Below are 22,985 nucleotides of genomic sequence, written 5' to 3'. Positions count from 1 at the left end.
CCGCCCCCCTCGCCTGCCCGTGCGCCTGTCATGGCTCCGCCGCCCGAGCCGGAAGTGGAGGACATGGACGAGATCCTGCCCGATTCGGCGCTCGCCGATTCCGCCGGTGGCGCGTCGGCCTCGCTCGGTGCTGCTCCGGGCGTGCCGCAGCGACATCAGCTGGGCGGGGAAACTGCCGCGCCGGTGGTCCCGCGCCTGCTGCTCGACTATACGACGCTCGGCATCGACGTGACCCTGGTGAACGCGGTCGCGCGCTATCATCTGGGCATCACCAACATGTCCGACATGCCCGTAAGCAACATCGCGCTGCACGGCGCGATCGTTCAGGCGCGCAAGGGCATGCCGCCAACGATCGACCCGATGCGCGGAGACAGCGTGCTGCCGCACCTGCAGAAGATCGCCGATATCGAACCCGGCAGCACCCAGCGCTGCGAGGGCCAGATCCGCTTGCCGCTCGGCCAGATCGAGCCGATCGCGATGCAGGGCCGCATGCTGTTCGTGCCGCTGGTGCATATCTGGATCGGCTATGACGGACCCGATGGCACGCGCTATGCGGTCACCCAGTCGTTCGTGCTCGGCGAGGAGAGCAACCCGCCCGGCCCGCGCGTCGGCCCGCTGCGGCTCGATCTCGGCCCGCGCCGCTTCACATCGATCGGCCAGCGACCCTTGCAGCCAGCCTGACGCGGCACTGCTTGCCAAGCATGGGGCGATCATGCCAATCAGCGCAAGTGTATACGGAACAACGATTCCGCGCTGAGAGGGTCCCCCATATGCTGAACCGCTTTGCTTCGTCCGCCCTGGCCCTGTGCCTGTGCCTGTCGCCCATGCCGATCGCCGCGCAGGATGGCGGCAAGGCGCCGGAAAAGGCCCCCCCCGGCAAGGTCGATGCCGCCAGGGTCGAACCGATGGTCTCGGTGACCAAGCACAGCGGCACGTTCGGGGGGCAGCGCGTCGCCTATACTGCCACCGCGAGCGACACGTTCCTGAAAGACGACAAGGGCAATCCGCGCGCGCGCATCTTCTCGGTCAGCTATGTCAAGGACGCGCCCGAACCCAACCGCCCGGTGACCTTCCTGTTCAACGGCGGTCCGGGCTCCGGCTCGCTCTGGCTGCATATGGGCGCGTTCGGCCCCAAGCGCGTCGCCATCCCCAGCGATGGCCGCGACGATGGCGCACCGCCCTATCGGCTGATCGACAATCCCGACAGCCTGCTCGACGTCACCGATATCGTGTTCATCGATCCGGTCGGCACCGGCTTCTCAACCGCATTGGGCGATACCGATCCCAAGGAATTCTGGGGCGTCACCAAGGACGCGAAATCGGTCGCGCAGTTCATCCGCCAGTGGCTCAGCGACAATGGCCGCTGGAACGCGCCCAAGTTCCTGGGCGGCGAAAGCTATGGCACCACCCGCACCGCTGCCGTCGCCAACGAGCTGGAGGGCACGTATAATGACGTCTCGCTCAATGGCCTGCTGCTGATCTCGACCATTCTCGATTTCGGCGCGCAAGCCGAGGTTCCGGGCAACGAGATGCCCTATGTGCTGATGGTCCCCAGCATGGCGGTGACCGCGCTGTACCACGGCAAGACCACGCCCGCAGCCTCGGGTCCGGGACCGGATGCGCTGGCGCAGGAGGCGCGCGCCTTTGCCACCAACGAATATCTGCCCGCGCTGATGAAGGGCAGCGCGCTGGTCGGCGAGGAACGCGCCCGCATCCGCGCCAAGCTCGCGCGCTATACCGGGCTGTCGGAACAGTATCTGGAAAATGCCGATCTGCGCGTGACGCCGGGCCGCTTCTACAAGGAGCTGCTGCGTGATCGCGGCCTCGTCGTCGGACGGCTCGACGCGCGCTATACCGGCAAGGATTATGACAATGCCGGCGAAGAGCCCGACAACGATCCCAGCTTCTACGGCATCGACGGCAGCTATACCGCCGCGCTCAACGCCTATGTGCGGCAGGAGCTGAAGTTCAGCCCCGAGCGGCAATATGTCACCATCGGCGGCGTGCGCGACTGGGACTGGGACCTGCCCGGCAATGGCGGCGAATCGCGCTATTACAAGAATGTCGCGCCCTATATCGGCCGCGCGCTGCGCGAGAATAGCGGGCTGCGCGTGCTCGTCGCCCAGGGCTGGTACGATTTCGCCACCCCCTTCTTCGGCGCGGAATATTCGCTCACCCGCACCGGCATCCCCACCGACCGCATCGAATATACCCGCTATGACGCCGGGCACATGATGTACGTGAACGAGACCGACCTCAGCAAATTGTCGCGCGATATTCGCGGGTTTATCGGGCGACGGTGAGCGGGGGCGCGGGGGCGGCGGTCGCTGGTTACGCGGATGTGGGGCGTTCTAGAAGTAGGCGCCCGTCTTCAAGACCGCTTTCAGCTTCGGGGATAGGATCGTCCAAAGACCGAAATTGGGTGGTTTGGAGACTTTAGAAGGCCCGCAAGACGTAACGATTGAGACTGGCCCACACGGATGCTGTGATAAAGCCAAAAAACGCTCCAACGCCAAAAACTGACATCGAAGACGGAGAAAGAAACAAGAGAACGGTTCCTCCCATCGAAGCTCCACAAAAAATCGCGAGGCAGTAGGATCGCGCTACCGACCATTTATTTTTGGCCATACGAAAAATCGCGGCAACCCAGAGTGCACCCGGTAGGGTAAGCAAAAGAATGCCGGCTGCGAACTGAAACGGGTAGACGATAAGAGTTGGCGAGGCGATGGCATTGGGAGTTGCCAACAGGATAAGGTAGCTGGCGACCAAGCCTCCGAGATAGGCGGCAAGCAACAAATTCATCACACGGAGCGTCCACATCATGAAAATGTAGCACGGTAATTCGTGCATACAAAGTTGATGTCCGCTTTGGGGTCGGTTGCGCAAGGATCGCTTTTTTGACGATAGAATGAAAAGCTTTCATCGCAAGCCACCACACAATGCGAAGGAATCGCTTCCTGCATGAGCGAAACAACACCAGAGGAATCCATGACCGCGATCACCATCCACGGTATCCCCAATTGCGACACGATGAAGAAGGCGCGGACCTGGCTCGAGGGTCAGGGCATCGCTTACGACTTCCATGACTACAAGAAGGCCGGGATCAGCGCGGAGAAGCTGGGTGCCTGGGCTGATGCGGTCGGTTGGGAGGTGCTGCTCAACAAGGCGGGCACCACCTTCCGCAAGCTGCCCGATGGCGACAAGGCGGGGATCGACCGGGCGAGGGCCATCGCGCTGATGGTGGAACAGCCTTCGCTCATCAAGCGCCCGGTGCTGGAATATCCCGGCGGCGTGCTGGTCGGCTTCAAGCCCGAGGACTGGGCGGCGGCGCTGGGCTGAGCCGGGCTGTCACATGCCTGTCAGCTTGGGCGTATAGGGCCTGTCGATAGATCATCGTCATTCCCGCGAACGCGGGAATCCTGCTATGATCGCTGACCCGGCGCAAAAGCGGGACCCCTGCCTTCGCGGGGGTGACGAGACTATCGCGAGCTGAGGAGACCCGAAAATGCCCAAGGCCATCTGGAACGGCACCGTCATTGCCGAGAGCGACGATACCGTCGTCATCGAGCGCAACCATTATTTCCCTCGTGAGCATGTGCGCGCTGATCTGCTGACGCCCAGCGATACGACCAGCTTCTGCCCGTGGAAGGGGACCGCGAGCTATTATTCACTTCAGGTCGACGGCAAGACCAACACCGACGCGGTCTGGTATTATCCCGAGCCCAAGGATGCGGCGAAGGAAATCCGCGACCGGCTCGCCTTCTGGAAGGGTGTCGAGGTCGTCGCGTGATGCTGGCCGCGCTGGCGCTGGCCATGGCTGCGAACGGACCGATCGTCATTGCGCATCGCGGCGCGAGCGGCGAGCGGCCCGAGCATACGCTGGGATCGTATGAACGCGCGATCGACCAGGGCGCGGATTATATCGAACCCGATCTGGTGAGCACGAAGGACGGCGTGCTGGTCGCGCGGCACGAGAACGAGATTTCCGAAACCACGGATGTCGCCGCGCACCCCGAATTTGCCGACCGCAAGCGCACCAAGACCATCGACGGCCAGAGCCTGACCGGCTGGTTCACCGAGGATTTCACCCTCGCCGAACTCAAGACGCTGCGTGCCAAGGAGCGTCTGCCGCAGCTGCGCCCAGCCAACACCGCCTATGACGGCCAATGGGACGTGCCGACGCTCGACGAGATCATCGCGCTGGTGAAGCGGCGCGAGCAGGAGACGGGGCGGCGCATCGGCCTGTACCCCGAAACCAAGCACCCGAGCCATTTCCGCGCGCTTGGCCTGCCGCTCGAGGAGCGCCTGGTCGCGACGCTCACCAAGGCGGGTTACGACGGCGCGGACGATCCGGTGTTCGTCCAGAGCTTCGAGGTCGATAACCTCAAGCGCCTCAATGCCATGACCAAGCTGCCGCTGATCCAACTGATGGCGAGCGTGGCCGGTCCGCCCGACCAGCCCGGCATGACCTATGCCGCGATGAGCACGCCCGAGGGTCTGGCCGAAATCGCGCTGTATGCCGATGGCGTGGGTCTTGAAAAGGCGATGGTCATTCCGCGCAGCGCCGACGGAAAGCTGGCCGCGCCGTCGAGCATCGTCAAAGATGCGCACGCCGCCGGGCTGAAGGTGCATGTCTGGACCTTCCGGCGCGAGAATTATTTCCTGCCCGCCGATTTCAAGGCCGGCGACAGCCCGGTCGCGGTCGGTAATGTCGGCGCGGAGATCAGGGCGTTCCTCGCCACGGGCATCGACGGGCTGTTCTCCGACAATGTCGCCGAGGCGGTCGCCGCGAAACGCTGATCAGGGTTTCGGCGCCTTTTCGCCCGAAGCGGTGCCCTCTTCGATCGCCGCCTTCTTGCCGTCGCGGATCGATAGGATCATGTCCTTGCGATCGGCGGCATCGGGCTTTTCGGGCTCGTCGTTGAGCACCTTGGCCGCGCGCGGCGCGAGGCACACCGTGGCCGCGACGGGGAGATGGTCCGACCCGACATTTTCCAGCACCTTCATCTGCACCAAAGTAAAATCGGGCGACATGAACAGATGGTCGAGCGGCCAGCGCAGGCCGGGCAGGTTCGCGGGGAAGGTCGCATAGAGCCCGCGCCCGATGCGCGGATCGAGATAGCCGCCGATCCGCTTGAACATCTGTGAGGTGCGCGACCAGGCGACATCGTTGAAATCGCCCATGGCGAGCACCGGCAGATCGGTGAGCTTGGCATGGCGCGCGGCAATCGCGATCTCGGCGTCGCGCTTCGCGGTATCCTCGCCGGGCTGGGGCGGGCGCGGGTGCAGGCCGATATAGCGGAATTTCGCCCCTGCCCCGGTCGAGATGGTCGCAAAGACCGAGGGCGTCTCGGTATCGATCAGCCAGGTGATCTCGGCATCCTCGACCGGCAGCCGCGACAGGAAGATCAGGCCGTAAAGGTTCGGCAGTGGGGCCGATTGCCGGTGCGGATAGCGGTCGATCACCGGCTTCAATGCCTTTTCCCAGCCTTCGTCGGTTTCGAGCAGCAGCACGATATCGGGGTCCTCGCGGTCGATCAGGTCGATCGTGCGCTGATAGTCGCGATTGGTCTGCAGCACGTTGAACGAGAAGGCGGAGATGCAGTTCTCCTTGTTGATCACCGCCTGCGCGACTTCGGTCTTGGCGAGCGGCGTATAGGGATAGATGCGAAAGCCCTGCCAGCCGACCACGAGCAGCATCGCCGCCACGACAATGGCGCGCGCCCAGCCGGACAGGATCGGGATCGCCAGCACCAGCGCGATCAGCGCGAGCACCATCAGCCCCAGACGGGGGAAATCCCACATGCGGATATACCAGCGATAGCTGGTCAGCAGACTGAGCGCCGTGCCGGTAGCGGCAAGCGCCGCCAGTGCGAAAACCAGGATTCGCAGCATGCCTGAAATCACCCGAGCCAGAAGAAACAACGCCTTGTCGCCGTGTCCGACGCACAAGGCAAGCAAGCGTTGCACATAGGTTAGGTTTGCACCCTGCCCCCGCCGCCGCTACACCGGCGTCCATGTCCACCACCTACACGCTCGACACTTCGACCAGCCGCGCCAATCCCACCCCTGCGCCGATGAAGCGCCTGACCGTGCCCGCGATCCAGCGGCGCAAGAAGGCGGGCGTCACCGAGCAGCCGGTGGTGATGCTGACCGCCTATACCGCGCGCATGGCGCAGCTGCTCGATCCGCATTGCGACATGCTGCTGGTCGGCGATTCGCTGGGCCAGGTGATCTATGGCCTGCCCAGCACGGTGCCGGTGACGCTCGAGATGATGGCGGCGCATGGCGCGGCGGTGGTGCGCGGCAGCTATCACAGCATCGTCGTGATCGACATGCCGTTCGGCAGCTATGAGGCCTCGCCCGAAATCGCCTTTGCCAGCGCCGCACGTCTGCTCAAGGAGACTGGCGCGGCGGCGGTGAAGCTCGAGGGCGGCGCGGCGATGGCGCCTACGGTCAAGTTCCTTACCGAGCGCGGCATTCCCGTGGTCGGCCATGTCGGACTCACCCCGCAGGCGATCAACATCCTGGGCAGCTATGCCGCACGCGGAAGGTCGGACAGCGAGGCGGACAAGATCGTCGCCGATGCACAGGCGCTCGATGAAGCGGGCGCGTTCGCCATCGTCGTCGAGGGCGTGGTCGAACCGATCGCGATCGCGGTGACCGAGGCGGTGTCCGCCGTGGTCATCGGCATCGGCGCATCGGCGCGCTGCGACGGCCAGGTGCTGGTCACCGAGGACATGCTGGGCCTGTTCGAGCGCACCGCGCGCTTCGTCAAGCGCTACGAGAACCTTGCCGAGGTCATCGAGACTGCCGTGAAAAGCTATGCCGGGGAAGTGAGCGACCGCAGCTTCCCCAGCGCCGACCAGACCTACGCGCCCAAGGACTGAGCGCGGCTACTTCTCGCTGCGCTTGAGCAGCGCCACCAGTTCGTCCTTCCAGAACTTGGCCCAGGTGTGCGTGCTGTGCCCGCGCGTGTCGTCGGTCGCCTTGATCAGCAGATACTTGCCATCGGGCAGCCGCTTGCCGAAATCCTCGGCGACGCCATAGTCCCAGGGATTGATGAAATCGTCCGACGAGTTGATCCAGGTGACCGGCATGGTCATCTTCTCGATCGTCTTCGAAGGGTCGTAATTCCGCGAGGATTCGATCTGGTAGATGATGTCATTGGCGTCGATGCCCTTCATGGAAGCCTCGATCCGCTGCGTGATATAGGCATCGGCCGCATCGCGCGTGCCATAGGCCTTTTGCAGATAGAGCGGCGCGAAGCCAGCAACCTGCAACAGGCTGGCGGCGACGCGCAGGCCCATGACCGGCGGGCTGGTGTAATTGCCGCCCTGCCAGGCGGGGTCGGACTTGATGCCCTCGATCGAGGCCTTGCGCCACATGCGGTTATGCCCGGCAATCGGCATCGGCAGGCACGCCATCGGCATCATCGCCTGGACAAAGCCCGGATCGACCTGGCCCCAGACAAAGCCGTGCATGCAGCCCATCGAGGTGCCCATGATCAGGCGCAGGTGATCGACCTTGAGCCCTTCGACCAGCATCTGCCGCTGCGCCCGGACCATGTCGGTATAATCATAGGCGGGAAAGCGCATCCTGAGCCCGTCCGAGGGCTTGGACGATTTGCCGTGCCCGATATTGTCGGGAAGGATGATGTAGTATTTGGTGATATCGAGCGGCTGGCCGGGCCCGAACAGCTCCTGGGCGAATTGCGGTTGCAGGAACTGCAGCCCGGTACCGCCGGTCCCATGCAGCACCATGACCGCATTGGTGACACGGCCTTTCGCGTCGCGCTTCGGCGTGCCGAGCGTCGCATAATGCATGCGCAATTCGGGCAGCACCTCGCCGGTGCCGAAGCGGAAATCCTTCAGGATGACATCGCCCTGCTGCAGCTGGACCGCATAATCGACCGCCGGCGCGGCCTGGGGCGGTCCCGGCTGCGCAATCGCCGGCATCGCAAGCATGGCACAGCCCATCAGCGCGCCCAGCAACTTCATCTTCATGGCAAACCCCTCTTGTCTCGAGGGATCAACATTGCAGCGCAATCAACAGGTTGCAACCTTGCAGGCGGTGCCGGATGTCACGCCGCCGCATGCACCCGGTTGCGACCGCTCCGCTTCGCGCCGTACATCGCCGCGTCGGCCTGCGCGAGCGCATTGTCGAGCGACCAGCCGGCACGATAGGGCGCAACCCCGACCGAGATCGACAGCGCAATCGGTTCCCCCTCGGGCGATCGGAAATCCAGCGCATCAATGGCACCGCGAGCGCGTTCGGCGATCGTCATGCCCAGCCCGAACGGCAGGCCGCACAACAGCATCGCGAATTCCTCGCCGCCGACGCGCCCCAGCAGATCGTCGGGTCGCAGCGCCGCCTGCAGAGTCGATGCCACCAGCTTCAGCGCCTCATCCCCGGCAGCATGGCCATGCTCGTCGTTGATCGCCTTGAAATGGTCTATATCGGCCAGCAGCACGCAGGCGGGAGCCTCGTCGGAATAGGCAGCAGCATCGCGATAAAAGGCTGCGCGATTGATCACCCCGGTCAGCGCATCCCGATCGGCCCGGATCAGCAGATCCGTCTGCATGTCGAGCAATTGCGCAGCGAGCTGGCCATTGGCCTCGATCTGTCGCACCAGCACGATGCTGATGGTTGCCGTAACGGCAGCGGGCGATACAACAGCAAAGACCCAGAACGGCCAATCGACACTTTCGTGCAGCGCATGCACCATCGCCTCTAGACCAACCAAAGTCACCAGGACGCCAAACGCGACACAGAACAGGATTTTCTTGAGCGGGCTCATGGAAAGCCGGTTAATCTGGAAAGTTTAAGACTAACCAAATGCGCCCTGACTTGGTCCGAAGCACCGATAAGGGTCCGATAAGCTTGCAATCATCCGCCACTCAGGTCGCGATGACCAGGTCGGCAAGCATCGCTTCAATGGGCAACCATCACGCGATTGCGTCCCTCGCGCTTGGCGCGGTACATGGCTTCATCCGCCTGCGCGAGCGCAGCGTCGAGCGAAGCTCCTGCATCATAGCTTGCCACGCCGATCGAGATCGAAAGGCCGACCCGCGAGCCATCTGCCGATCGCATGCACAATCCGGCGATGGCGCCGCGGGCCCGCTCGGCGATCGCCAGCGCCAGCGGCAACGGCATTTCACTCAGCAGCACCGCGAATTCCTCGCCGCCGACCCGGCCGAGAAGATCGTCGGGTCGCAGGGCCGCCTGCAGCGTCGATGCGACCAGCCTCAGCGCGGCGTCGCCAAGCGCATGTCCATGGCCATCGTTGATCGCCTTGAAATGGTCGATATCGACCAGCAGCACGCTCGCCGGCGCGTCGCCCGCATAGGCAGCGGCATGGCGGTAAAAGGCGGCACGGCTGAGCACATCGGTCAGGTGATCGCGGTCCGCCCGCGTGAGAAGCTCGCGCTGCGCCACCAGCAGTTCGAGATTGAGCCGCCGGTTTGCCTCGGCCTGACGAACCAGCACATAGCTGGTCGGCGCCGAGACGAAGATCGGGCAGATGATGCCAAAGGCCCAGTAGATGAATTCGATCGGCTCGCCCGTCGCGAGGACCAGCGTTTCCAGCGCCACAAGCGTGGCGACGACGCTGAACGCGATTGCGAGAAGGATCTTTTGCCACGGGCGCATGTAAAACCCGGTAAAGCAAAAGGTTTAAGACACGGCAAATGTCCGCGTGGACGACCGGAGGACGACCGGAGGAGGTTCAGCGCGCGGTCGCGCGCGTCCGCTTCAGCCGGTACATATGGTCGTCGGCCCGCGCCAGCACCTTTTCCGCCTCGTCATCGGGGTGGATGAAGGCATGGCCGAAGGTCGCCGACAGGCTGCTTGCCGCCTCGCCATGGCCGACACGGCAGGCCGCGATCCCGGCGGTCAGCTGCGCGACCTTGTGCTCGACATCGCCTTCGCCGATCGCGCCCAGGATCAGGGCAAATTCGTCCCCGCCGATCCGCGCGACGACATCGGTCGAACGGACATTGTCGAGCAGCACCCTTGCGACGCAGCGCAGCGCCTCGTCGCCGGCCGCGTGGCCGAAAGTGTCGTTGATCAGCTTCAGGTCGTCGACATCGACGAACAGCAGGGCCGCACGGCTCTGGTAACGCTGGCAATGCGCGATCGCGCTCGCCACCGCCTGCTCGAAATAGCGGCGGTTGAACAATGGGGTCAGCGTATCGCGGCAGATCTCGTCCTCGAGCTGGCGCACGCGGGCGATCAGCAGCGCATTCTGGTGCTTGAGGTCAGCGCACAACAGGGCGAGCTGCTCGTGGCTCAACGCCACGTCAGCCTGGGGTGGTTGTCCACCCGGGCCGCCTTGCACATCGGTCATCTTCATCTTTGTGCCTGCAACTATCCCCGGCGCGGTCCCTTGAACCTCCGGCATAGCAAGCAAGGCCAAGCCAGGCATGATTTAAATCACATTCACCATGTATAATCTGTGCACAAGCGGGACAATCGCGCGCCCAGGCGCGGCTCGATGCTTTTCGCGTGCAGGGTGATTGCGGGTCTCAGGCTTTGCCTTTAAGACCCTGGCGAGACCAGCAATTACGCGGAGAGACATGCGTGGCCGAGCCACTTGAAACGCCCGACCGCCAGACCGCCGGAGCGCCCCGTGTCGCCATCATCATGGGCAGCCAGTCGGACTGGGACACCATGTCGGGCGCCGCAGCGGTGCTCGACGAGCTCGGTGTGGCGCATGAATGCCGCATAGTCTCGGCCCATCGCACCCCCGACCGGCTAGTAAACTTCGCCAAGACGGCGGTCGATTCGGGCTTTCAGGTCATCATCGCGGGAGCAGGCGGCGCGGCGCATCTGCCCGGCATGGTCGCCAGCATGACCCGGCTGCCCGTGCTCGGCGTGCCGGTGCAGAGCAAGGCGCTCAGCGGCATGGACAGCCTGTTGTCGATCGTCCAGATGCCCGGCGGCATTCCGGTGGGCACGCTGGCCATAGGGCCTGCTGGCGCGAAGAATGCCGGGCTGCTCGCCGCCTCGATCCTGGCGCTCCATGATCCCGTGCTGGCCGAAAGGCTCGATGCCTGGCGCGCGGCGCAGAGCGATTCGGTGGGCGAACGTCCGGCATGAGCGACATGATCCCTCCCGGCAGCACCATCGGCATCATGGGCGGAGGGCAGCTCGGGCGGATGCTCAGTCTTGCCGCCGCGCAGCTCGGCTATCGCTGCCATGTCTTCGCGCCCGAGACGACCAGCCCGGCGGGCGAGGTCTCGGCCGAGACCACCAGCGCCGACTATTCGGACAGCGCCGCGCTCGCCAGCTTCGCCGAGGCCTGTGACGTCGTGACCTATGAATGGGAGAATGTGCCGGTCGCGCCGCTCGATGGCATCGCGGACCTGGTTCCCTTGCGCCCCTCGCCGCGGGCGCTCGAGGTCGCGCAGAGCCGGATCGACGAGAAGCGCTTCGTCGCCGAACTCGGCGGACGCACCGCACCGTTCGGCTTTGCCGAGACCGAGGCGGACGTCGCCGCCGCGATGCAGGTTGCGGGCACGCCTGCCATCATCAAGTCCAACCGCATGGGTTATGACGGCAAGGGCCAGGCGCGCGTGATGCCCGGCGACGATCCGGTCGCGCGCTGGCATGAGGCTGGCGGTGTTCCGGCGATCATCGAGGGTTTCGTGACCTTCGATGCCGAATTCTCGGTCATCCTCGCGCGCTCGCCCCAGGGCGAGATCCGCTTCTGGGACAGCGCCGAGAATGTCCATGTCGCAGGGATTCTCGACCTGTCGAGCGTTCCTGCCAGCGCGGCGATCCAGGCGCAGGTGCCCGCCGCGCGCCAGCTTGCTGCCAAGGTCGCGGAAAAGCTCGATTATGTCGGCGTGCTGACGCTGGAATTCTTCGCCACAGGCAACGGCCCGGTGTTCAACGAAATGGCCCCGCGCGTGCACAATAGCGGCCACTGGACGATCGAGGGTGCGTTCACCAGCCAGTTCGAGAACCATATCCGCGCGATCTGTGGCCTGCCGCTGGGCGAGACCGCGCTTGCCTGCGATCGCGCCGAAATGCGCAACTTGATCGGCGAGGCGGCGCATGGCTGGCCCGAGCTGCTCGCCGATCCCGCCAACCATCTGCACCTCTATGGCAAGCACCGCGCGCTTCCCGGTCGCAAGATGGGGCACGTGACACGCATCACGCTGGAACCTTCAGGGGCGGAATCATGAACCATCCCGAGATCTTTCTGGTCCTCGCCCGCGCGCGCAATGGCGTGATCGGCGCGAACGGCACCCTGCCCTGGCACCTGCCGATGGACCTTCGCCATTTCAAGGCGCTGACTCAGGGCCGGCCGATGATCATGGGCCGCAAGACCTTCGACAGCCTGCCCGGCCTGCTGCCCGGTCGTCGCCATATCGTGCTCACCCGCGATGAGGACTGGGCGGAGGATGGCGCGGAGGTCGTGCACAGCATGGACGAAGCCATTGCAGCGGCCAATGCGCCGCATGTCGCGGTGATCGGCGGCGCTGAAATCTTCACCCTGTTCCTGCCGCACGCCGACCGTATCGAGCTGACCGAGGTGCATGCCGACGTGCCCGGCGACACGCACATGCCGGCCTTCGACGCGGAAATCTGGCAGGAAAGCGCACGCACCGATCATCCCGCCGATCCCGAGCATCGCGACCGCCCTGCGTTCAGTTTCGTAACCTTGGTGCGGCGGTGATCCGCAAGCTTCTGCTGGGGCTGGTCCTGCTCGTCGTCGCAGGGCTGATCTTCACCGTCACCGTGCTGCCCGGGCTGTTCGAAAAGCAGACGAACGTCGTCACCGACGAACCGCTGCCGACCATCCGCGCCGATGCGAAGGCGCTGCACGCGACGCTGCAGATTGCCGACCTGCACGGCGACACCCTGCTGTGGAAGCGCGACCTGCTCGACAAGGCGAGCCGCGGCCAGATCGACCTGCCCCGGCTCGAGGCGGGCAATGTCGCGCTGCAGGTCTTCTCGTCGGTCTCCAAGACGCCCAAGGGGCAGAACTACGACAGCAACTCGGCCGATACCGACAATATCACCCTGCTCGCCATGGCGCAGCTGCAGCCGGTGCGGACCTGGTTCTCGGTGCACGAACGCTCGATGTGGCATGGCCAGCGGCTCGAAACGGCGGCCAAGGATTCCGGCGGCAGGCTGATGCTGGTCCGCAAGCCTGCCGATATCGACAAGCTCCTCGCGGCGCGCGCTGCGGGCAAGCAGGTGACCGGCGCGCTCTATTCGGTCGAGGGGTTGCAGAATCTCGAGGGCAAGGCGGAGAATCTCGACCGGCTCTATAGCGTCGGCATGCGCATGGCGGGACTGGTGCATTTCTTCGACAACGAGCTCGCCGGATCGATGCACGGGGAGCGCAAGGGCGGGCTGACCCCGTTCGGTCGCAGGATGGTGCGTGCGATGGAGGCGAAGGGCATCATCGTCGATATCGCGCATTCGAGCCACAAGACAGTCGCCGATATCCTGGCAATGGCGCGTCGCCCCGTCGTCTCCAGCCATGGCGGCGTGCAGGCGGTGTGCGGCGTCAATCGCAACCTGTCCGACTCCGAGATCCGCGCCGTCGCCGCGACCGGCGGCATCATCGGCATCGGGTACTGGGACGGCGCGATCTGCTCGACCGATCCGAAGATGATCGCCAGGTCGATCAAGCACGTGCGCGACCTCGTCGGTATCGAGCATGTCGCGCTCGGCAGCGATTTCGACGGCGCGGTGACGACGCGCTTCGATACCAGCCAGATCGTGCAGGTGACGCAGGCGCTGATGGACATCGGCTTTACCGAGTCGGAAATCCGCGCGGTGATGGGCGGCAATACGCTGCGCATCCTCAAACAGGGCATTGAACCCCTGCCGGGCAAGGGCCTATAGGGCGCACATGTTGAGGGTGGAGGGCAGCGAGCGGCTGCCGGACAGTTTGCGCGGGGGCATCATCGCGCTGGGCAATTTTGACGGCTTTCATGCCGGTCATCAGGCCGTGGCCGGACGCGCCATCCGCTGGGCGAAGGGCGAAGGCCGCCCCGCGATCATCGCTACCTTCGATCCGCACCCGGTGCGCTATTTCAAGCCCGACACCCCGCCCTTCCGCCTCACCAGCCTCGATCAGCGCCAGCGCCTGTTCGCTGATGCCGGCGCGGACGCAATGCTGGTCTTCGCCTTCGACAAGACATTGGCCGAAACCCGTGCGGAAAGCTTCATCGCCGATCTGCTGATCGAACGCTTCGGCGCGGTTGGCGTGGTGACCGGCGAGGATTTCACCTTCGGCAAGGGCCGTGGCGGCAATATCCAGGTGCTGCGCGATCTTGGCGCTTTGCTCGGCCTGCGCAGCGAAGCGGTCGGCCCGGTGAGCACCGATGACGTCGTGATCTCGTCGAGCCGCATCCGGCAGTGCCTGACCGAGGGCCGCCCCGATGAGGCCGAGCGGCTGATGACCCGGCCCTTCGCGGTGCAGGGCATTGTCCAGCATGGCGACAAGAACGGACGGCTGCTCGGCTTTCCCACCGCCAATCTCGACATGGGCAGCTATTTGCGCCCGAAATACGGGGTCTATGCGGTGACCGGGCATCTGCCCGACGGCCGGGTGCTGAAGGGCGCGGCGAACCTGGGCATCCGCCCGCAATTCGATCCGCCCAAGGAATTGCTCGAGCCGCATTTCTTCGATTTTTCCGAAGACCTGTACGGCCAGACGATCGAGGTGGCGCTGCGCCATTTCATCCGGCCCGAAGCGAAGTTCGCCGATTGGGACGAACTCAAGCGCCAGATCGATGCCGACTGTGACCGCGCGCGGGAATTGCTTGCCTGAAACGCCGCCGCGCCGTAAGCGCCAGCCACTATGACCGACCAATCCGCCAGCACCGCCGCCGACTATAAAGACACCGTCTTTTTGCCGCAGACCGACTTTCCGATGAAGGCCGGGCTCGCCCAGAAGGAACCGGCGATTTTGGCGCGCTGGCAGGAACAGGACCTCTACAAGCAGCTGCGCGATGCGCGCCGCGGCCGCGAAAAGTTCATCCTGCACGATGGCCCGCCCTATGCGAATGGCGACATGCATATCGGCCATGCGCTCAACCATATCCTCAAGGACATGGTCTGCCGCACCCAGTCGCTACTTGGCAAGGACGCGCCGTACGTTCCCGGCTGGGACTGCCACGGTCTGCCGATCGAGTGGAAGGTCGAGGAACAATATCGCAAGAAGAAGCTGAACAAGGACGAGGTCGACCCCGTAGCGTTCCGCGCCGAATGCCGCGCCTATGCGCAGCACTGGGTCGATACCCAGCGCGAGCAGCTCAAGCGCCTGGGCATCAACGGCGACTGGGACAATCCGTACCTGACGATGGACTTCGCCGCCGAGGCGACGATCGTGCAGGAGCTGATGAAGTTCGCCGAAAGCGGCCAGCTCTATCGCGGGGCCAAGCCGGTGATGTGGTCGCCGGTGGAAAAGACCGCGCTCGCCGAGGCCGAGGTCGAATATCAGGACGTCACGAGCACGCAGATCGATGTCGCGTTCGAGATCGTCGACGCGCCCAATGCGCCCGAGTTGGTCGGTGCCTATGCGGTGATCTGGACGACCACGCCCTGGACGATCCCGGTGAACCAGGCGCTCGCTTATGGGCCGGAGGTTGAGTATACACTGCTATATTTGTGTCTAGACGCACTGACAGACGACGGAAATGCCCCCCAAGCTGGCACAATCGATGCCGAGCGCATTGCGGCGGAAAACGGGTTGGTTCTCTCACGTCCGTTTCTTGTCGCTTCCAGCCTCGTTGACAGCTTTATCGCCAGACTGAATGCGACGCTGTCCAAAATAGACTTCTCTGGATCACGTGCAATCAATCCGTCGATAGTGTCCTTGGGCGCACAAATGACCGGAAGGAAGCGCGAGATTTATACGGGCTCCGACCTCGCCGGAGCCACCGCCCGCCACCCGATGCACGCCCTCGGCGGGTTTTTCGCCAAGCCGCGCCCCTTCCTGCCCGGCGATTTCGTTACCACCGATGCGGGTACGGGTCTTGTCCATATGGCGCCCGACCATGGCGAGGACGATTTCGACCTGTGCAAGGCGCACGGGCTGGAGCCGGTGTTCGCGGTCGAGAGCGACGGACGCTATCGCGACGACTGGGCCTGGCTCGGCGGCGCGGACGAGCGGCGGATGTCGGTGATCAATCCCAAGTTCAACGCGCCGGACGGCCCGATCTGCGAGGACCTGCGCGCCGCAGGAGCGCTGCTTTCGGCAGGTGCCTTCCAGCACAGCTATCCGCACAGCTGGCGCTCCAAGGCGCGCGTGATCTTCCGCTGCACCCCGCAATGGTTCATCCCGATGGATACGCCGCTGGCGACGGGCGACACGCTGCGCGGAACCGCGCTTCAGGCGATCAGCGACACCCGCTGGGTGCCCGCCAAGGGCGAGAACCGCATCCGGTCGATGGTCGAGGGTCGCCCAGACTGGGTGATCAGCCGCCAGCGCGCCTGGGGCGTGTCGATCACGCTGTTCGTCAATCGCAAGACCGGCCAGTATCTGAAGGACGCTGCGGTCAATGCGCGCATCGTCGCGGCGATCCGCGAACGCGGGGTGGACGGCTGGAACGAGGCCGACGCCCCTGCCCTGCTCGGCCCGGATTATGATCCGGCGGACTATGAGCGCGTCACCGACATTCTCGATGTCTGGTTCGACAGCGGCTGCACCCATGCCTTCGTGCTGGAAAGCGGCAAATGGCCCGACCTGCAGAGCCCCGCTGACCTGTATCTCGAAGGATCGGACCAGCATCGCGGCTGGTTCCAGTCCAGCCTGTTGCAGAGCTGCGGCACGCGCGGCCGCGCGCCGTACAAGGCGGTGCTGACCCACGGCTTCACCATGGACGCCAAGGGCATGAAAATGTCCAAGTCGCTCGGCAACACCATCGATCCGCTGACGCTGATCAAGGATTCGGGCGCGGACATCCTGCGGCTCTGGGCGCTGTCGGTCGATTTCACCGAGGATCACCGGATCGGCAAGGAAATCCTCGCCGGCGTGTCCGACCAGTATCGCAAGCTGCGCAACACCTTCCGCTACCTGCTCGGCGCGCTCGCCGGGTTCGAGGACAGCGAGAAGGTCGCAGTCGAGGACATGCCCGAGCTCGAGCGCTATGTGCTGCACCTGCTCGCCGACATGGACGCGAAGCTGCGGAAGGCGGTCGAGGATTTCGACTACAACACCTATGTCCGCACGCTGGCCGATTTCGCGAACAACGACCTGTCGGCCTTCTTCTTCGATATCCGCAAGGATTGCTTGTACTGTGATATCGGCCCGGCGGCCCCACAAGGCACGCTCAAGCGCCGCGCCTATCGCACCGTGCTCAATGTGCTGTTCGAGGCCCTGGTCCGCTATGCTGCGCCGGTGCTGGTGTTCACCGCCGAAGAGGTATGGGGTACGCGCTACCCGGATGCAGGCAGCGTGCACCTGCTGGAATGGCCGGAACTGCCCGAGCTGGGCGATGGCGGCGAACTGATGGGGCGCTGGAGCCGCTTGCGCGACCTCAAGGACAGCGTGACCGGCGCGATCGAGCCGTTCCGCCGCGACAAGGTCATCCGCTCGAGCCTGGAGGCAGAAGTCAAGATCGCAGCCGATGCCGTGCCGGATGGACAGCTTAGCGCCACCGAGCTGGCAGAACTTTTCATCACCGCCGATGTTTCGACGACTGGCGGCGAGACGATCAGCGTCACCCGCACCAGCCACCACAAATGTGGCCGCTGCTGGCGGCATCTGCCCGAGGTGACTGAAGACGGCGCGCTGTGCGGTCGTTGCTCGGAGATGCTGGCGTGATGGTGCAGCCGGTCGTATCCCGTCACCCTGAACTTGTTTCAGGGTCCATTTCTCCCCACACGGCTTCGGCTGCTGGGGCACGATGGATGCTGAAACGAGTTCAGCATGACGGGTTGGCGCATGCGGGAGCAACAGCATGACCCTCACCCGCTTTCGCACCGAGGGCGTTGTCCTGGCGCTTGCCATTCTCGTTATCGACCAGCTCGCCAAGTTCATCGTCGCGGGCCCGCTCGCGCTCAGCAGCCGGTTGCAGATCGAGATCACGCCGTTCTTCAACCTCACCTGGGCGGAAAATCGTGGCGTCTCGATGGGCTTTCTCACCGCAGAGACCGAAACCGCGCGCTGGATGCTCGTCGTGCTGACCGGCATCATCGCCACCATCGTGTTGCTGTGGATGTTCAAGGAGCGCGCGCGCGGCGACATCCTGGCGCTGGGCATGATCCTGGGCGGGGCGCTCGGCAATATCATCGATCGCGCGCGGCTGGGCTATGTCGTCGACTATGCGGACCTGCATTTCGGCGCCTTCCGGCCGTTCATGATCTTCAACATCGCGGATGCCGCGATCACCATCGGCGTGCTGTTATTGCTTGCCCGCGTTCTGATAATCGGCGACAAAGCCGCGAAATCTGAAGGCCCTAAATCGGGGGTTCAGGCTGGCGGGCCTAGCGGAGAAGCTACGGCTGCCAAGACGGAGAATTATGATGCTTAATTCCGGGCGCAAACTTGCCCTGATCGCCGGTGTTTCCCTCGCAGCCGCGGCGCTTTCGGCCTGCGGATCGAGCGGCGGCATCTTCAACCGCGACCGGCCGGACGAGTTCGCCGTCTCGCGCCAGGCGCCGCTTGTGATCCCACCCGATTTCTCGCTGACCCCGCCGACCCCCGGCGCGGCACGTCCGCAGTCGGTCTCTGCCAGCCAGCAGGCGCTCGATGCGCTGTTCGGCGGCCCGCAGCCGCGCAGCGGTGTCGAGGGCGCCGCCCTGAACCGCGCCGGCACGCCCGATGCCGCCATCCGTTCGCAGGTCGGCGATCCCAAGACGCAGACCACCGACAAGGGTGCCACCACCCGCGACATCGTCGCCGCGCCCGAGGGCGACGGCCAGGATGCCAAGGCTGCCGTTCCGCCGCAATAAGCGCGCAGACAGGTTACAAGAAAGCCCGGCGAATCGTCAGATTCGCCGGGCTTTCTTGTTTCTGGAGCCGAGATGGGATCGGGATCAGGCCCGCGCGCCATCCCCCACCACCGAGACGCCGGCGCTGTTGTGGCGCAGTGCCTTGAGCACGGTCTCCACGATACCGTCGGCATCGAGCCCGGCTTCGGCATATTGCTTTTCGGGCTTGTCCTGGTCCTGGAACACGTCGGGCAGGCGCAGCGTGCGCAGCTTGAGGCCCGCATCGATCAGGCCCTCGTCCGACGCCATGGTCAGCACATGCGCGCCGAGGCCCCCGATCGCGCCCTCTTCCACCGTCACGCACACCTCGTGGGTGGCGAGCAGCTTGCGGATCATCTCCTCGTCGAGCGGCTTGGCAAAGCGCAAGTCGGCGACCGTCGTCGAAAGACCCTTGGCGTCGAGCACGTCGGCGGCCTTCTGCGCCTCGGCGAGGCGCGTGCCGAGCGAGAGGATCGCGACCTTCTTGCCTTCGCGCACGATGCGGCCCTTGCCGATCTCGAGCCGCTCGGGAACCTCCGGCAGGGCGACGCCCACGCCATTGCCGCGCGGATAGCGGAAGGCGATCGGGCCGCTGTCGTGGCAGGCGGCGGTATAGGTCATGTGCACCAGTTCCGCTTCGTCAGCGGGGGCCATCACCACCATGTTGGGCAGCGTGGCAAGATAGGTGATGTCGAACGATCCGGCATGGGTCGAACCATCCGCCCCGACCAGCCCGGCGCGGTCAATCGCGAAGCGCACCGGCAGGTTCTGGATGGCGACATCGTGGACCACCTGGTCATAGGCGCGCTGCAGGAAGGTAGAGTAGATCGCGCAGAACGGGCGCATGCCCTGTGCGGCAAGCCCCGCGGCGAAGGTCACCGCATGCTGCTCGGCAATGCCGACATCGAAGCTGCGGTCCGGATGCGCCTGCGCGAACTTGTCGACGCCGGTGCCCGAGGGCATTGCGGCGGTGATCGCGCAGATCGTGGGGTCGGTCTCCGCCAGCTTGGCCAGCGTTTCGCCGAACACGTTCTGATAGGCCGGCGGGCCAGCCGCAGCCTTGTCCTGCTTGCCGGTGACGACATCGAACTTGGCGACGCCATGATATTTGTCCGCTGCAGCTTCGGCCGGGGCATAGCCCTTGCCCTTCTGCGTCACGACATGGACCAGGCACGGCCCTTCGGCGGCGTCGCGGATATTCTCGAGCACTGGCACGAGCTGGTCGAGATTGTGCCCGTCGATCGGGCCGACATAATAGAAGCCCAGTTCCTCGAACAAGGTGCCGCCCATCGCCATGCCGCGGGCATATTCGTCGGTCTTGCGCGCGGCCTGGTGCAGGCTGCGCGGCAGCTTGCGCGCGAGCCGCTTCAGCGCTTCGCGGACGCCCAGGAATTCGCGGCTCGAGACGATGCGTGCAAGATAGCCCGAAAGCCCGCCCACCGGCGGCGCGATCGACATGTCGTTGTCGTTGAGGATGACGACCAGCCGGTTGCCCGCGCGTTCGGCATTGTTCATCGCCTCATAGGCCATGCCGGCGCTCATCGCGCCATCGCCGATCACTGCGATCGCCTTGCCGGGCGCGCCGCTCATCTGGTTGGCAGTGGCAAAGCCGAGCGCGGCCGAGATCGAGGTCGAGCTGTGCGCCGCGCCGAAGGGATCATATTCGCTCTCGCTACGCTTGGTGAAGCCCGACAGCCCCCCGCCGGTGCGCAGCGTGCGGATGCGGTCGCGTCTGCCGGTCAGGATCTTGTGCGGATAACACTGGTGGCCAACGTCCCAGATCAGGCGATCGTTCGGGGTGTCGAATACATAATGGATCGCGGTGGTCAGTTCGACCACGCCGAGGCCCGCGCCCAGATGCCCGCCGGTGACCGATACCGCCGAAATCACTTCCTGGCGCAGTTCGTCGGCCAACTGGCGCAATTGGGTCGGTTTCAGCTGACGCAGGTCTGCCGGGGTCTTGACGGTGTCCAGCAATGGCGTTTCGGGCAGATTGGTCATTGAATTCCCTTTCAACCGCGAATCCTAGACCCATTTTTGGGTTCTGTCGAATGATCGACCCGGATGACGGTCTGGAGTGTAAAGTTTTTTGGACAGTTCCGCAAACGCGGATTTCAGTCACAGGCTGCGCAGCGTCCGCGCACCTCTATGACCGGGCGTATATCGACATAGCCCGCCGATTCTGCCGTCCTGCGAACGCTGCGCGACAGCCCATCATCATCGATATGCGTCGCGTTTCCGCAGGAATCGCACACCAGGAATATGCAATCGTGCACGCATCCCGGGTGCGAATTGGCGATATAGGCGTTGATGCTCTCTACCCGGCGCGCAAGATTGGTGCGCACGAACAGGTCGAGAATGCGATAGACGGAGTTGGGCGCCACCCGCTTGCCGCGCTTGCGGCTGACGGAATCGGCAATGTCATAGGCCGATGCCGGCTTTTCGATCTCGGCCAGGGCGGCAAAGATCGACTCGCGCATCTCGGTCCACTGCTCGCCCGCAGCTTCGAGCGAACGCCGCGCGGCGACGGCAAGGTCTTCGCCCTCGTGCTCGTGATGCTTGTGGGCCTGGTCTGTGACGGTCGACATGGCGCTTATCTACGCATCCCGCCCGCAGGTTGCAATGGCCCGACCGGGCTCAGCCGCGCACGGGCTTGGCAATAAAGAGTGCCGGGAAGGTCCGCTTGAGATTGCTCACCTTCACCGCATCCCAACGGACGATATAAGGGTGAGCCGGATTCTTGAACATGAAGTCCTGGTGATAGGTTTCAGCCGGATAGAAGGCCTTGTACGGCTCGACCGCCGTGACGATCTTGCGTTTCCACGCCCCCGACTTGTCGAGCTCTGCAATATAGGCGCGCGCCACCTGCGACTGCGACTTGCTTACCGGCACCAATGCGGTGCGATATTGGGTGCCGCTATCGGGTCCCTGACGGTTCAGCGTCGTGGGATCAGCGACCACCGAAAAGAAGACCTGCAGCAGCTGGCCATAGCTGACCTGCGCAGGATCATAGACCACGCGGACCGCCTCGGCATGGCGCGTGCTGCCGCTCGACACCTCGTCATAGGTCGCATTAGCCTTGCCGCCGCCATGATAACCGGAGACGGCGCTATTCACGCCCTTGATATGGCTGAACACGCCCTCGACGCCCCAGAAGCAGCCGCCGGCAAAAATCGCGACCGCCTGCTTGCCCGATTCGGCTGCCTTGAGCTTCGGCGCCGGGATGATCTTCGCCTCTTCCGCAGCCAGGGCAGCGGGCTCCAGCACGGTCAGGGCCGCGCCGAACAGGCCGATGCCGGCCAGGATGGGGAGAAGACGCGAAGGCAGGTTCATTTCAGGATCGAACTCTCGATAGCGGGCCGCGCGCTTTCGGCACGGCCGTCTTCGGGCAGCAGCACGAACATCGCGATCGCGCCGATGGCAAAACCGCCCAGGAAATTGCGGAACAGATCCGACTTGAGGATAGTAGTCATGGTTCGTCTCTTGTCATGTGTCCGCAGGCCCGGTTCGGGGGAATGGCCTGCGGGGTTACATCGGAAGGACCATCTGGTGCCCCCGACGGGCGAATCAAGCAGCACCGTGGATAGTTCTGCTTGGGGTGCACGCAATGTGCCTGAATCGGCTGTACGCGCTGTGAACCACGGCATAGGCGATGGTTCAGCTTTTCGGCGAACGTCGGATGGAGGTCGATCAGGTGACCCAGCGGTCAACCGATCAGCCGCGCCCGCATCAGCCCGCGCAGCGAATTGCCCAGCCAGAAGCCGTCTGTCAGGTCGCCGGGCACCAGCCGCGCCTCCACCGCCCTGCCCTGCTCGATCAGCTCGCGCCTGAGCACGCCGGGCAGCAGGCCCTGGACAAGTGATGGGGTGAGCAGCCGACCGTCGCGCTCGACGAACAGGCTGGTAAAGCTCCCCTCGGTCAGCGCGCCGCCAGCATCGGTGAACAACACCTCGTCCGCGCCCTGCTGCGCTGCAGCCTCGCGACGGGGAGCGTCATAGCAATCCCGGTCGGTCGTCTTGTGCGCCAGCCGCAGATCGTCGTCA

The 22,985-nt window shown here is 64.5% G+C and carries 25 protein-coding genes; 14 read left to right on the top strand and 11 right to left on the bottom strand.

The genetic code is table 11. The features are described 5' to 3' along the window. On the top strand, positions 1-681 hold a 681-nt coding region (locus AX735_RS08880), incomplete at its 5' end, for a hypothetical protein (RefSeq protein ID WP_231750070.1). 89 nt (positions 682-770) lie between these two features. Beyond that, on the top strand, positions 771-2,303 hold the full coding sequence (locus tag AX735_RS08875; protein WP_066278737.1) for a S10 family serine carboxypeptidase-like protein: 1,533 nt from the start codon (positions 771-773) through the stop codon (positions 2,301-2,303). A 133-nt stretch (positions 2,304-2,436) separates the two neighbouring features. Here AX735_RS08875 and AX735_RS08870 read toward each other — a convergent pair whose 3' ends face one another. Next, a complete protein-coding gene (locus AX735_RS08870; RefSeq protein ID WP_137775770.1) occupies positions 2,437-2,802 on the bottom strand; it encodes a hypothetical protein in 366 nt (121 codons plus the stop codon). A gap of 159 nt (positions 2,803-2,961) precedes the next feature. Between AX735_RS08870 and AX735_RS08865 the strand changes: the two genes are divergently transcribed. The 3 genes from AX735_RS08865 to AX735_RS08855 all read left to right on the top strand — a co-directional run bounded on the left by AX735_RS08865 (position 2,962) and on the right by AX735_RS08855 (position 4,800). Beyond that, complete coding sequence (locus AX735_RS08865) at positions 2,962-3,339, top strand: ArsC family reductase (protein WP_231750069.1); 378 nt, start codon at positions 2,962-2,964, stop codon at positions 3,337-3,339. 166 nt (positions 3,340-3,505) lie between these two features. Next, positions 3,506-3,790 carry a DUF427 domain-containing protein gene (locus tag AX735_RS08860; RefSeq protein WP_066278728.1) on the top strand — a complete coding sequence of 95 codons (285 nt, stop codon included), beginning with the start codon at positions 3,506-3,508 and terminating at the stop codon, positions 3,788-3,790. Then, a complete protein-coding gene (locus tag AX735_RS08855) occupies positions 3,790-4,800 on the top strand; it encodes a glycerophosphodiester phosphodiesterase (protein WP_066278723.1) in 1,011 nt (336 codons plus the stop codon). Before AX735_RS08860 ends, AX735_RS08855 begins: the two co-directional genes overlap by 1 nt. On the opposite strand, the gene AX735_RS08850 is transcribed toward AX735_RS08855, so the two are convergent. Beyond that, positions 4,801-5,895 (bottom strand): endonuclease/exonuclease/phosphatase family protein, encoded by a 1,095-nt coding sequence (locus AX735_RS08850; protein WP_066278720.1) that lies wholly within the window; start codon positions 5,893-5,895, stop codon positions 4,801-4,803. It lies immediately after the preceding gene. A 122-nt stretch (positions 5,896-6,017) separates the two neighbouring features. On the opposite strand from AX735_RS08850, the gene panB reads away from it, so the two are divergent. Then, complete coding sequence (gene panB, locus AX735_RS08845) at positions 6,018-6,890, top strand: 3-methyl-2-oxobutanoate hydroxymethyltransferase (protein WP_066278718.1); 873 nt, start codon at positions 6,018-6,020, stop codon at positions 6,888-6,890. A gap of 6 nt (positions 6,891-6,896) precedes the next feature. Here panB and AX735_RS08840 read toward each other — a convergent pair whose 3' ends face one another. From AX735_RS08840 to AX735_RS08825, 4 genes are all read right to left on the bottom strand, one after another. Then, a complete protein-coding gene (locus tag AX735_RS08840) occupies positions 6,897-8,006 on the bottom strand; it encodes an alpha/beta fold hydrolase (RefSeq protein ID WP_066278717.1) in 1,110 nt (369 codons plus the stop codon). Positions 8,007-8,083: 77 nt separating this feature from the next. Next, entirely contained in the window at positions 8,084-8,800 is a 717-nt protein-coding gene (locus AX735_RS08835) for a GGDEF domain-containing protein (protein WP_066278715.1), read from the bottom strand. Positions 8,801-8,934: 134 nt separating this feature from the next. Next, positions 8,935-9,651 (bottom strand): GGDEF domain-containing protein, encoded by a 717-nt coding sequence (locus tag AX735_RS08830; RefSeq protein ID WP_066278712.1) that lies wholly within the window; start codon positions 9,649-9,651, stop codon positions 8,935-8,937. Between the two features lie 76 nt (positions 9,652-9,727). Then, complete coding sequence (locus AX735_RS08825) at positions 9,728-10,354, bottom strand: GGDEF domain-containing protein (RefSeq protein ID WP_066278709.1); 627 nt, start codon at positions 10,352-10,354, stop codon at positions 9,728-9,730. Between the two features lie 227 nt (positions 10,355-10,581). Between AX735_RS08825 and purE the strand changes: the two genes are divergently transcribed. From purE to AX735_RS08785, 8 genes are all read left to right on the top strand, one after another. After that, positions 10,582-11,100 (top strand): 5-(carboxyamino)imidazole ribonucleotide mutase, encoded by a 519-nt coding sequence (purE, locus tag AX735_RS08820; RefSeq protein ID WP_446471801.1) that lies wholly within the window; start codon positions 10,582-10,584, stop codon positions 11,098-11,100. A 5-nt stretch (positions 11,101-11,105) separates the two neighbouring features. Beyond that, a complete protein-coding gene (locus tag AX735_RS08815; protein WP_066278750.1) occupies positions 11,106-12,191 on the top strand; it encodes a 5-(carboxyamino)imidazole ribonucleotide synthase in 1,086 nt (361 codons plus the stop codon). Continuing rightward, positions 12,188-12,685 (top strand): dihydrofolate reductase, encoded by a 498-nt coding sequence (locus AX735_RS08810; RefSeq protein ID WP_066278706.1) that lies wholly within the window; start codon positions 12,188-12,190, stop codon positions 12,683-12,685. The genes AX735_RS08815 and AX735_RS08810 overlap by 4 nt, the downstream gene beginning before the upstream one ends. Continuing rightward, positions 12,682-13,866 (top strand): dipeptidase, encoded by a 1,185-nt coding sequence (locus AX735_RS08805; protein ID WP_171007787.1) that lies wholly within the window; start codon positions 12,682-12,684, stop codon positions 13,864-13,866. The genes AX735_RS08810 and AX735_RS08805 overlap by 4 nt, the downstream gene beginning before the upstream one ends. 7 nt (positions 13,867-13,873) lie before the next feature. Then, positions 13,874-14,797 (top strand): bifunctional riboflavin kinase/FAD synthetase, encoded by a 924-nt coding sequence (locus tag AX735_RS08800; protein ID WP_066278703.1) that lies wholly within the window; start codon positions 13,874-13,876, stop codon positions 14,795-14,797. Between the two features lie 30 nt (positions 14,798-14,827). After that, a complete protein-coding gene (locus tag AX735_RS08795) occupies positions 14,828-17,794 on the top strand; it encodes an isoleucine--tRNA ligase (RefSeq protein WP_066278701.1) in 2,967 nt (988 codons plus the stop codon). Between the two features lie 136 nt (positions 17,795-17,930). Continuing rightward, the gene (gene lspA / locus AX735_RS08790) at positions 17,931-18,503 is read left to right on the top strand and encodes a signal peptidase II (RefSeq protein ID WP_066278698.1); all 573 of its coding nucleotides are present in this window, start codon (positions 17,931-17,933) and stop codon (positions 18,501-18,503) included. Next, complete coding sequence (locus AX735_RS08785; protein ID WP_066278696.1) at positions 18,496-18,924, top strand: DUF3035 domain-containing protein; 429 nt, start codon at positions 18,496-18,498, stop codon at positions 18,922-18,924. Before lspA ends, AX735_RS08785 begins: the two co-directional genes overlap by 8 nt. Before the next feature lie 84 nt (positions 18,925-19,008). On the opposite strand, the gene dxs is transcribed toward AX735_RS08785, so the two are convergent. The 5 genes from dxs to AX735_RS08765 form a co-directional block, all read right to left on the bottom strand. Then, entirely contained in the window at positions 19,009-20,943 is a 1,935-nt protein-coding gene (gene dxs, locus AX735_RS08780; protein WP_066278695.1) for a 1-deoxy-D-xylulose-5-phosphate synthase, read from the bottom strand. A 113-nt stretch (positions 20,944-21,056) separates the two neighbouring features. Beyond that, entirely contained in the window at positions 21,057-21,530 is a 474-nt protein-coding gene (locus AX735_RS08775) for a Fur family transcriptional regulator (RefSeq protein WP_066278693.1), read from the bottom strand. Positions 21,531-21,579: 49 nt separating this feature from the next. After that, entirely contained in the window at positions 21,580-22,275 is a 696-nt protein-coding gene (gene msrA / locus AX735_RS08770) for a peptide-methionine (S)-S-oxide reductase MsrA (RefSeq protein WP_066278687.1), read from the bottom strand. After that, the gene (locus AX735_RS25745) at positions 22,272-22,415 is read right to left on the bottom strand and encodes a hypothetical protein (protein WP_171007788.1); all 144 of its coding nucleotides are present in this window, start codon (positions 22,413-22,415) and stop codon (positions 22,272-22,274) included. Before AX735_RS25745 ends, msrA begins: the two co-directional genes overlap by 4 nt. A gap of 233 nt (positions 22,416-22,648) precedes the next feature. Beyond that, a partial coding sequence (locus tag AX735_RS08765) for an aminotransferase class IV (RefSeq protein ID WP_202189537.1) occupies positions 22,649-22,985 on the bottom strand: 337 nt, incomplete at its 5' end.

The sequence above is a fragment of the Blastomonas sp. CCH1-A6 genome (assembly GCF_001556365.1).
In the GTDB taxonomy this organism is placed as follows: Bacteria; Pseudomonadota; Alphaproteobacteria; order Sphingomonadales; family Sphingomonadaceae; genus Blastomonas; species Blastomonas ursincola.
The sequence above is the reverse complement of the archived record's forward strand: the minus strand, read 5'-3'. Positions and strand labels throughout refer to the sequence as shown.

Excerpts from the sequence above, each read along its gene's own strand:
- AX735_RS08875 (WP_066278737.1), top strand. The coding sequence starts at position 771 with ATGCTGAACCGCTTTGCTTCGTCCGCCCTGGCCCTGTGCCTGTGCCTG.
- AX735_RS08870 (WP_137775770.1), bottom strand. The coding sequence starts at position 2,802 with ATGAATTTGTTGCTTGCCGCCTATCTCGGAGGCTTGGTCGCCAGCTAC.
- AX735_RS08865 (WP_231750069.1), top strand. The coding sequence starts at position 2,962 with ATGAGCGAAACAACACCAGAGGAATCCATGACCGCGATCACCATCCAC.
- AX735_RS08860 (WP_066278728.1), top strand. The coding sequence starts at position 3,506 with ATGCCCAAGGCCATCTGGAACGGCACCGTCATTGCCGAGAGCGACGAT.
- AX735_RS08855 (WP_066278723.1), top strand. The coding sequence starts at position 3,790 with ATGCTGGCCGCGCTGGCGCTGGCCATGGCTGCGAACGGACCGATCGTC.
- AX735_RS08850 (WP_066278720.1), bottom strand. The coding sequence starts at position 5,895 with ATGCTGCGAATCCTGGTTTTCGCACTGGCGGCGCTTGCCGCTACCGGC.
- panB (WP_066278718.1), top strand. The coding sequence starts at position 6,018 with ATGTCCACCACCTACACGCTCGACACTTCGACCAGCCGCGCCAATCCC.
- AX735_RS08840 (WP_066278717.1), bottom strand. The coding sequence starts at position 8,006 with ATGAAGATGAAGTTGCTGGGCGCGCTGATGGGCTGTGCCATGCTTGCG.
- AX735_RS08835 (WP_066278715.1), bottom strand. The coding sequence starts at position 8,800 with ATGAGCCCGCTCAAGAAAATCCTGTTCTGTGTCGCGTTTGGCGTCCTG.
- AX735_RS08830 (WP_066278712.1), bottom strand. The coding sequence starts at position 9,651 with ATGCGCCCGTGGCAAAAGATCCTTCTCGCAATCGCGTTCAGCGTCGTC.
- AX735_RS08825 (WP_066278709.1), bottom strand. The coding sequence starts at position 10,354 with ATGAAGATGACCGATGTGCAAGGCGGCCCGGGTGGACAACCACCCCAG.
- AX735_RS08815 (WP_066278750.1), top strand. The coding sequence starts at position 11,106 with ATGATCCCTCCCGGCAGCACCATCGGCATCATGGGCGGAGGGCAGCTC.
- AX735_RS08810 (WP_066278706.1), top strand. The coding sequence starts at position 12,188 with ATGAACCATCCCGAGATCTTTCTGGTCCTCGCCCGCGCGCGCAATGGC.
- AX735_RS08800 (WP_066278703.1), top strand. The coding sequence starts at position 13,874 with ATGTTGAGGGTGGAGGGCAGCGAGCGGCTGCCGGACAGTTTGCGCGGG.
- AX735_RS08795 (WP_066278701.1), top strand. The coding sequence starts at position 14,828 with ATGACCGACCAATCCGCCAGCACCGCCGCCGACTATAAAGACACCGTC.
- lspA (WP_066278698.1), top strand. The coding sequence starts at position 17,931 with ATGACCCTCACCCGCTTTCGCACCGAGGGCGTTGTCCTGGCGCTTGCC.
- AX735_RS08785 (WP_066278696.1), top strand. The coding sequence starts at position 18,496 with ATGCTTAATTCCGGGCGCAAACTTGCCCTGATCGCCGGTGTTTCCCTC.
- dxs (WP_066278695.1), bottom strand. The coding sequence starts at position 20,943 with ATGACCAATCTGCCCGAAACGCCATTGCTGGACACCGTCAAGACCCCG.
- AX735_RS08775 (WP_066278693.1), bottom strand. The coding sequence starts at position 21,530 with ATGTCGACCGTCACAGACCAGGCCCACAAGCATCACGAGCACGAGGGC.
- msrA (WP_066278687.1), bottom strand. The coding sequence starts at position 22,275 with ATGAACCTGCCTTCGCGTCTTCTCCCCATCCTGGCCGGCATCGGCCTG.
- AX735_RS25745 (WP_171007788.1), bottom strand. The coding sequence starts at position 22,415 with ATGACTACTATCCTCAAGTCGGATCTGTTCCGCAATTTCCTGGGCGGT.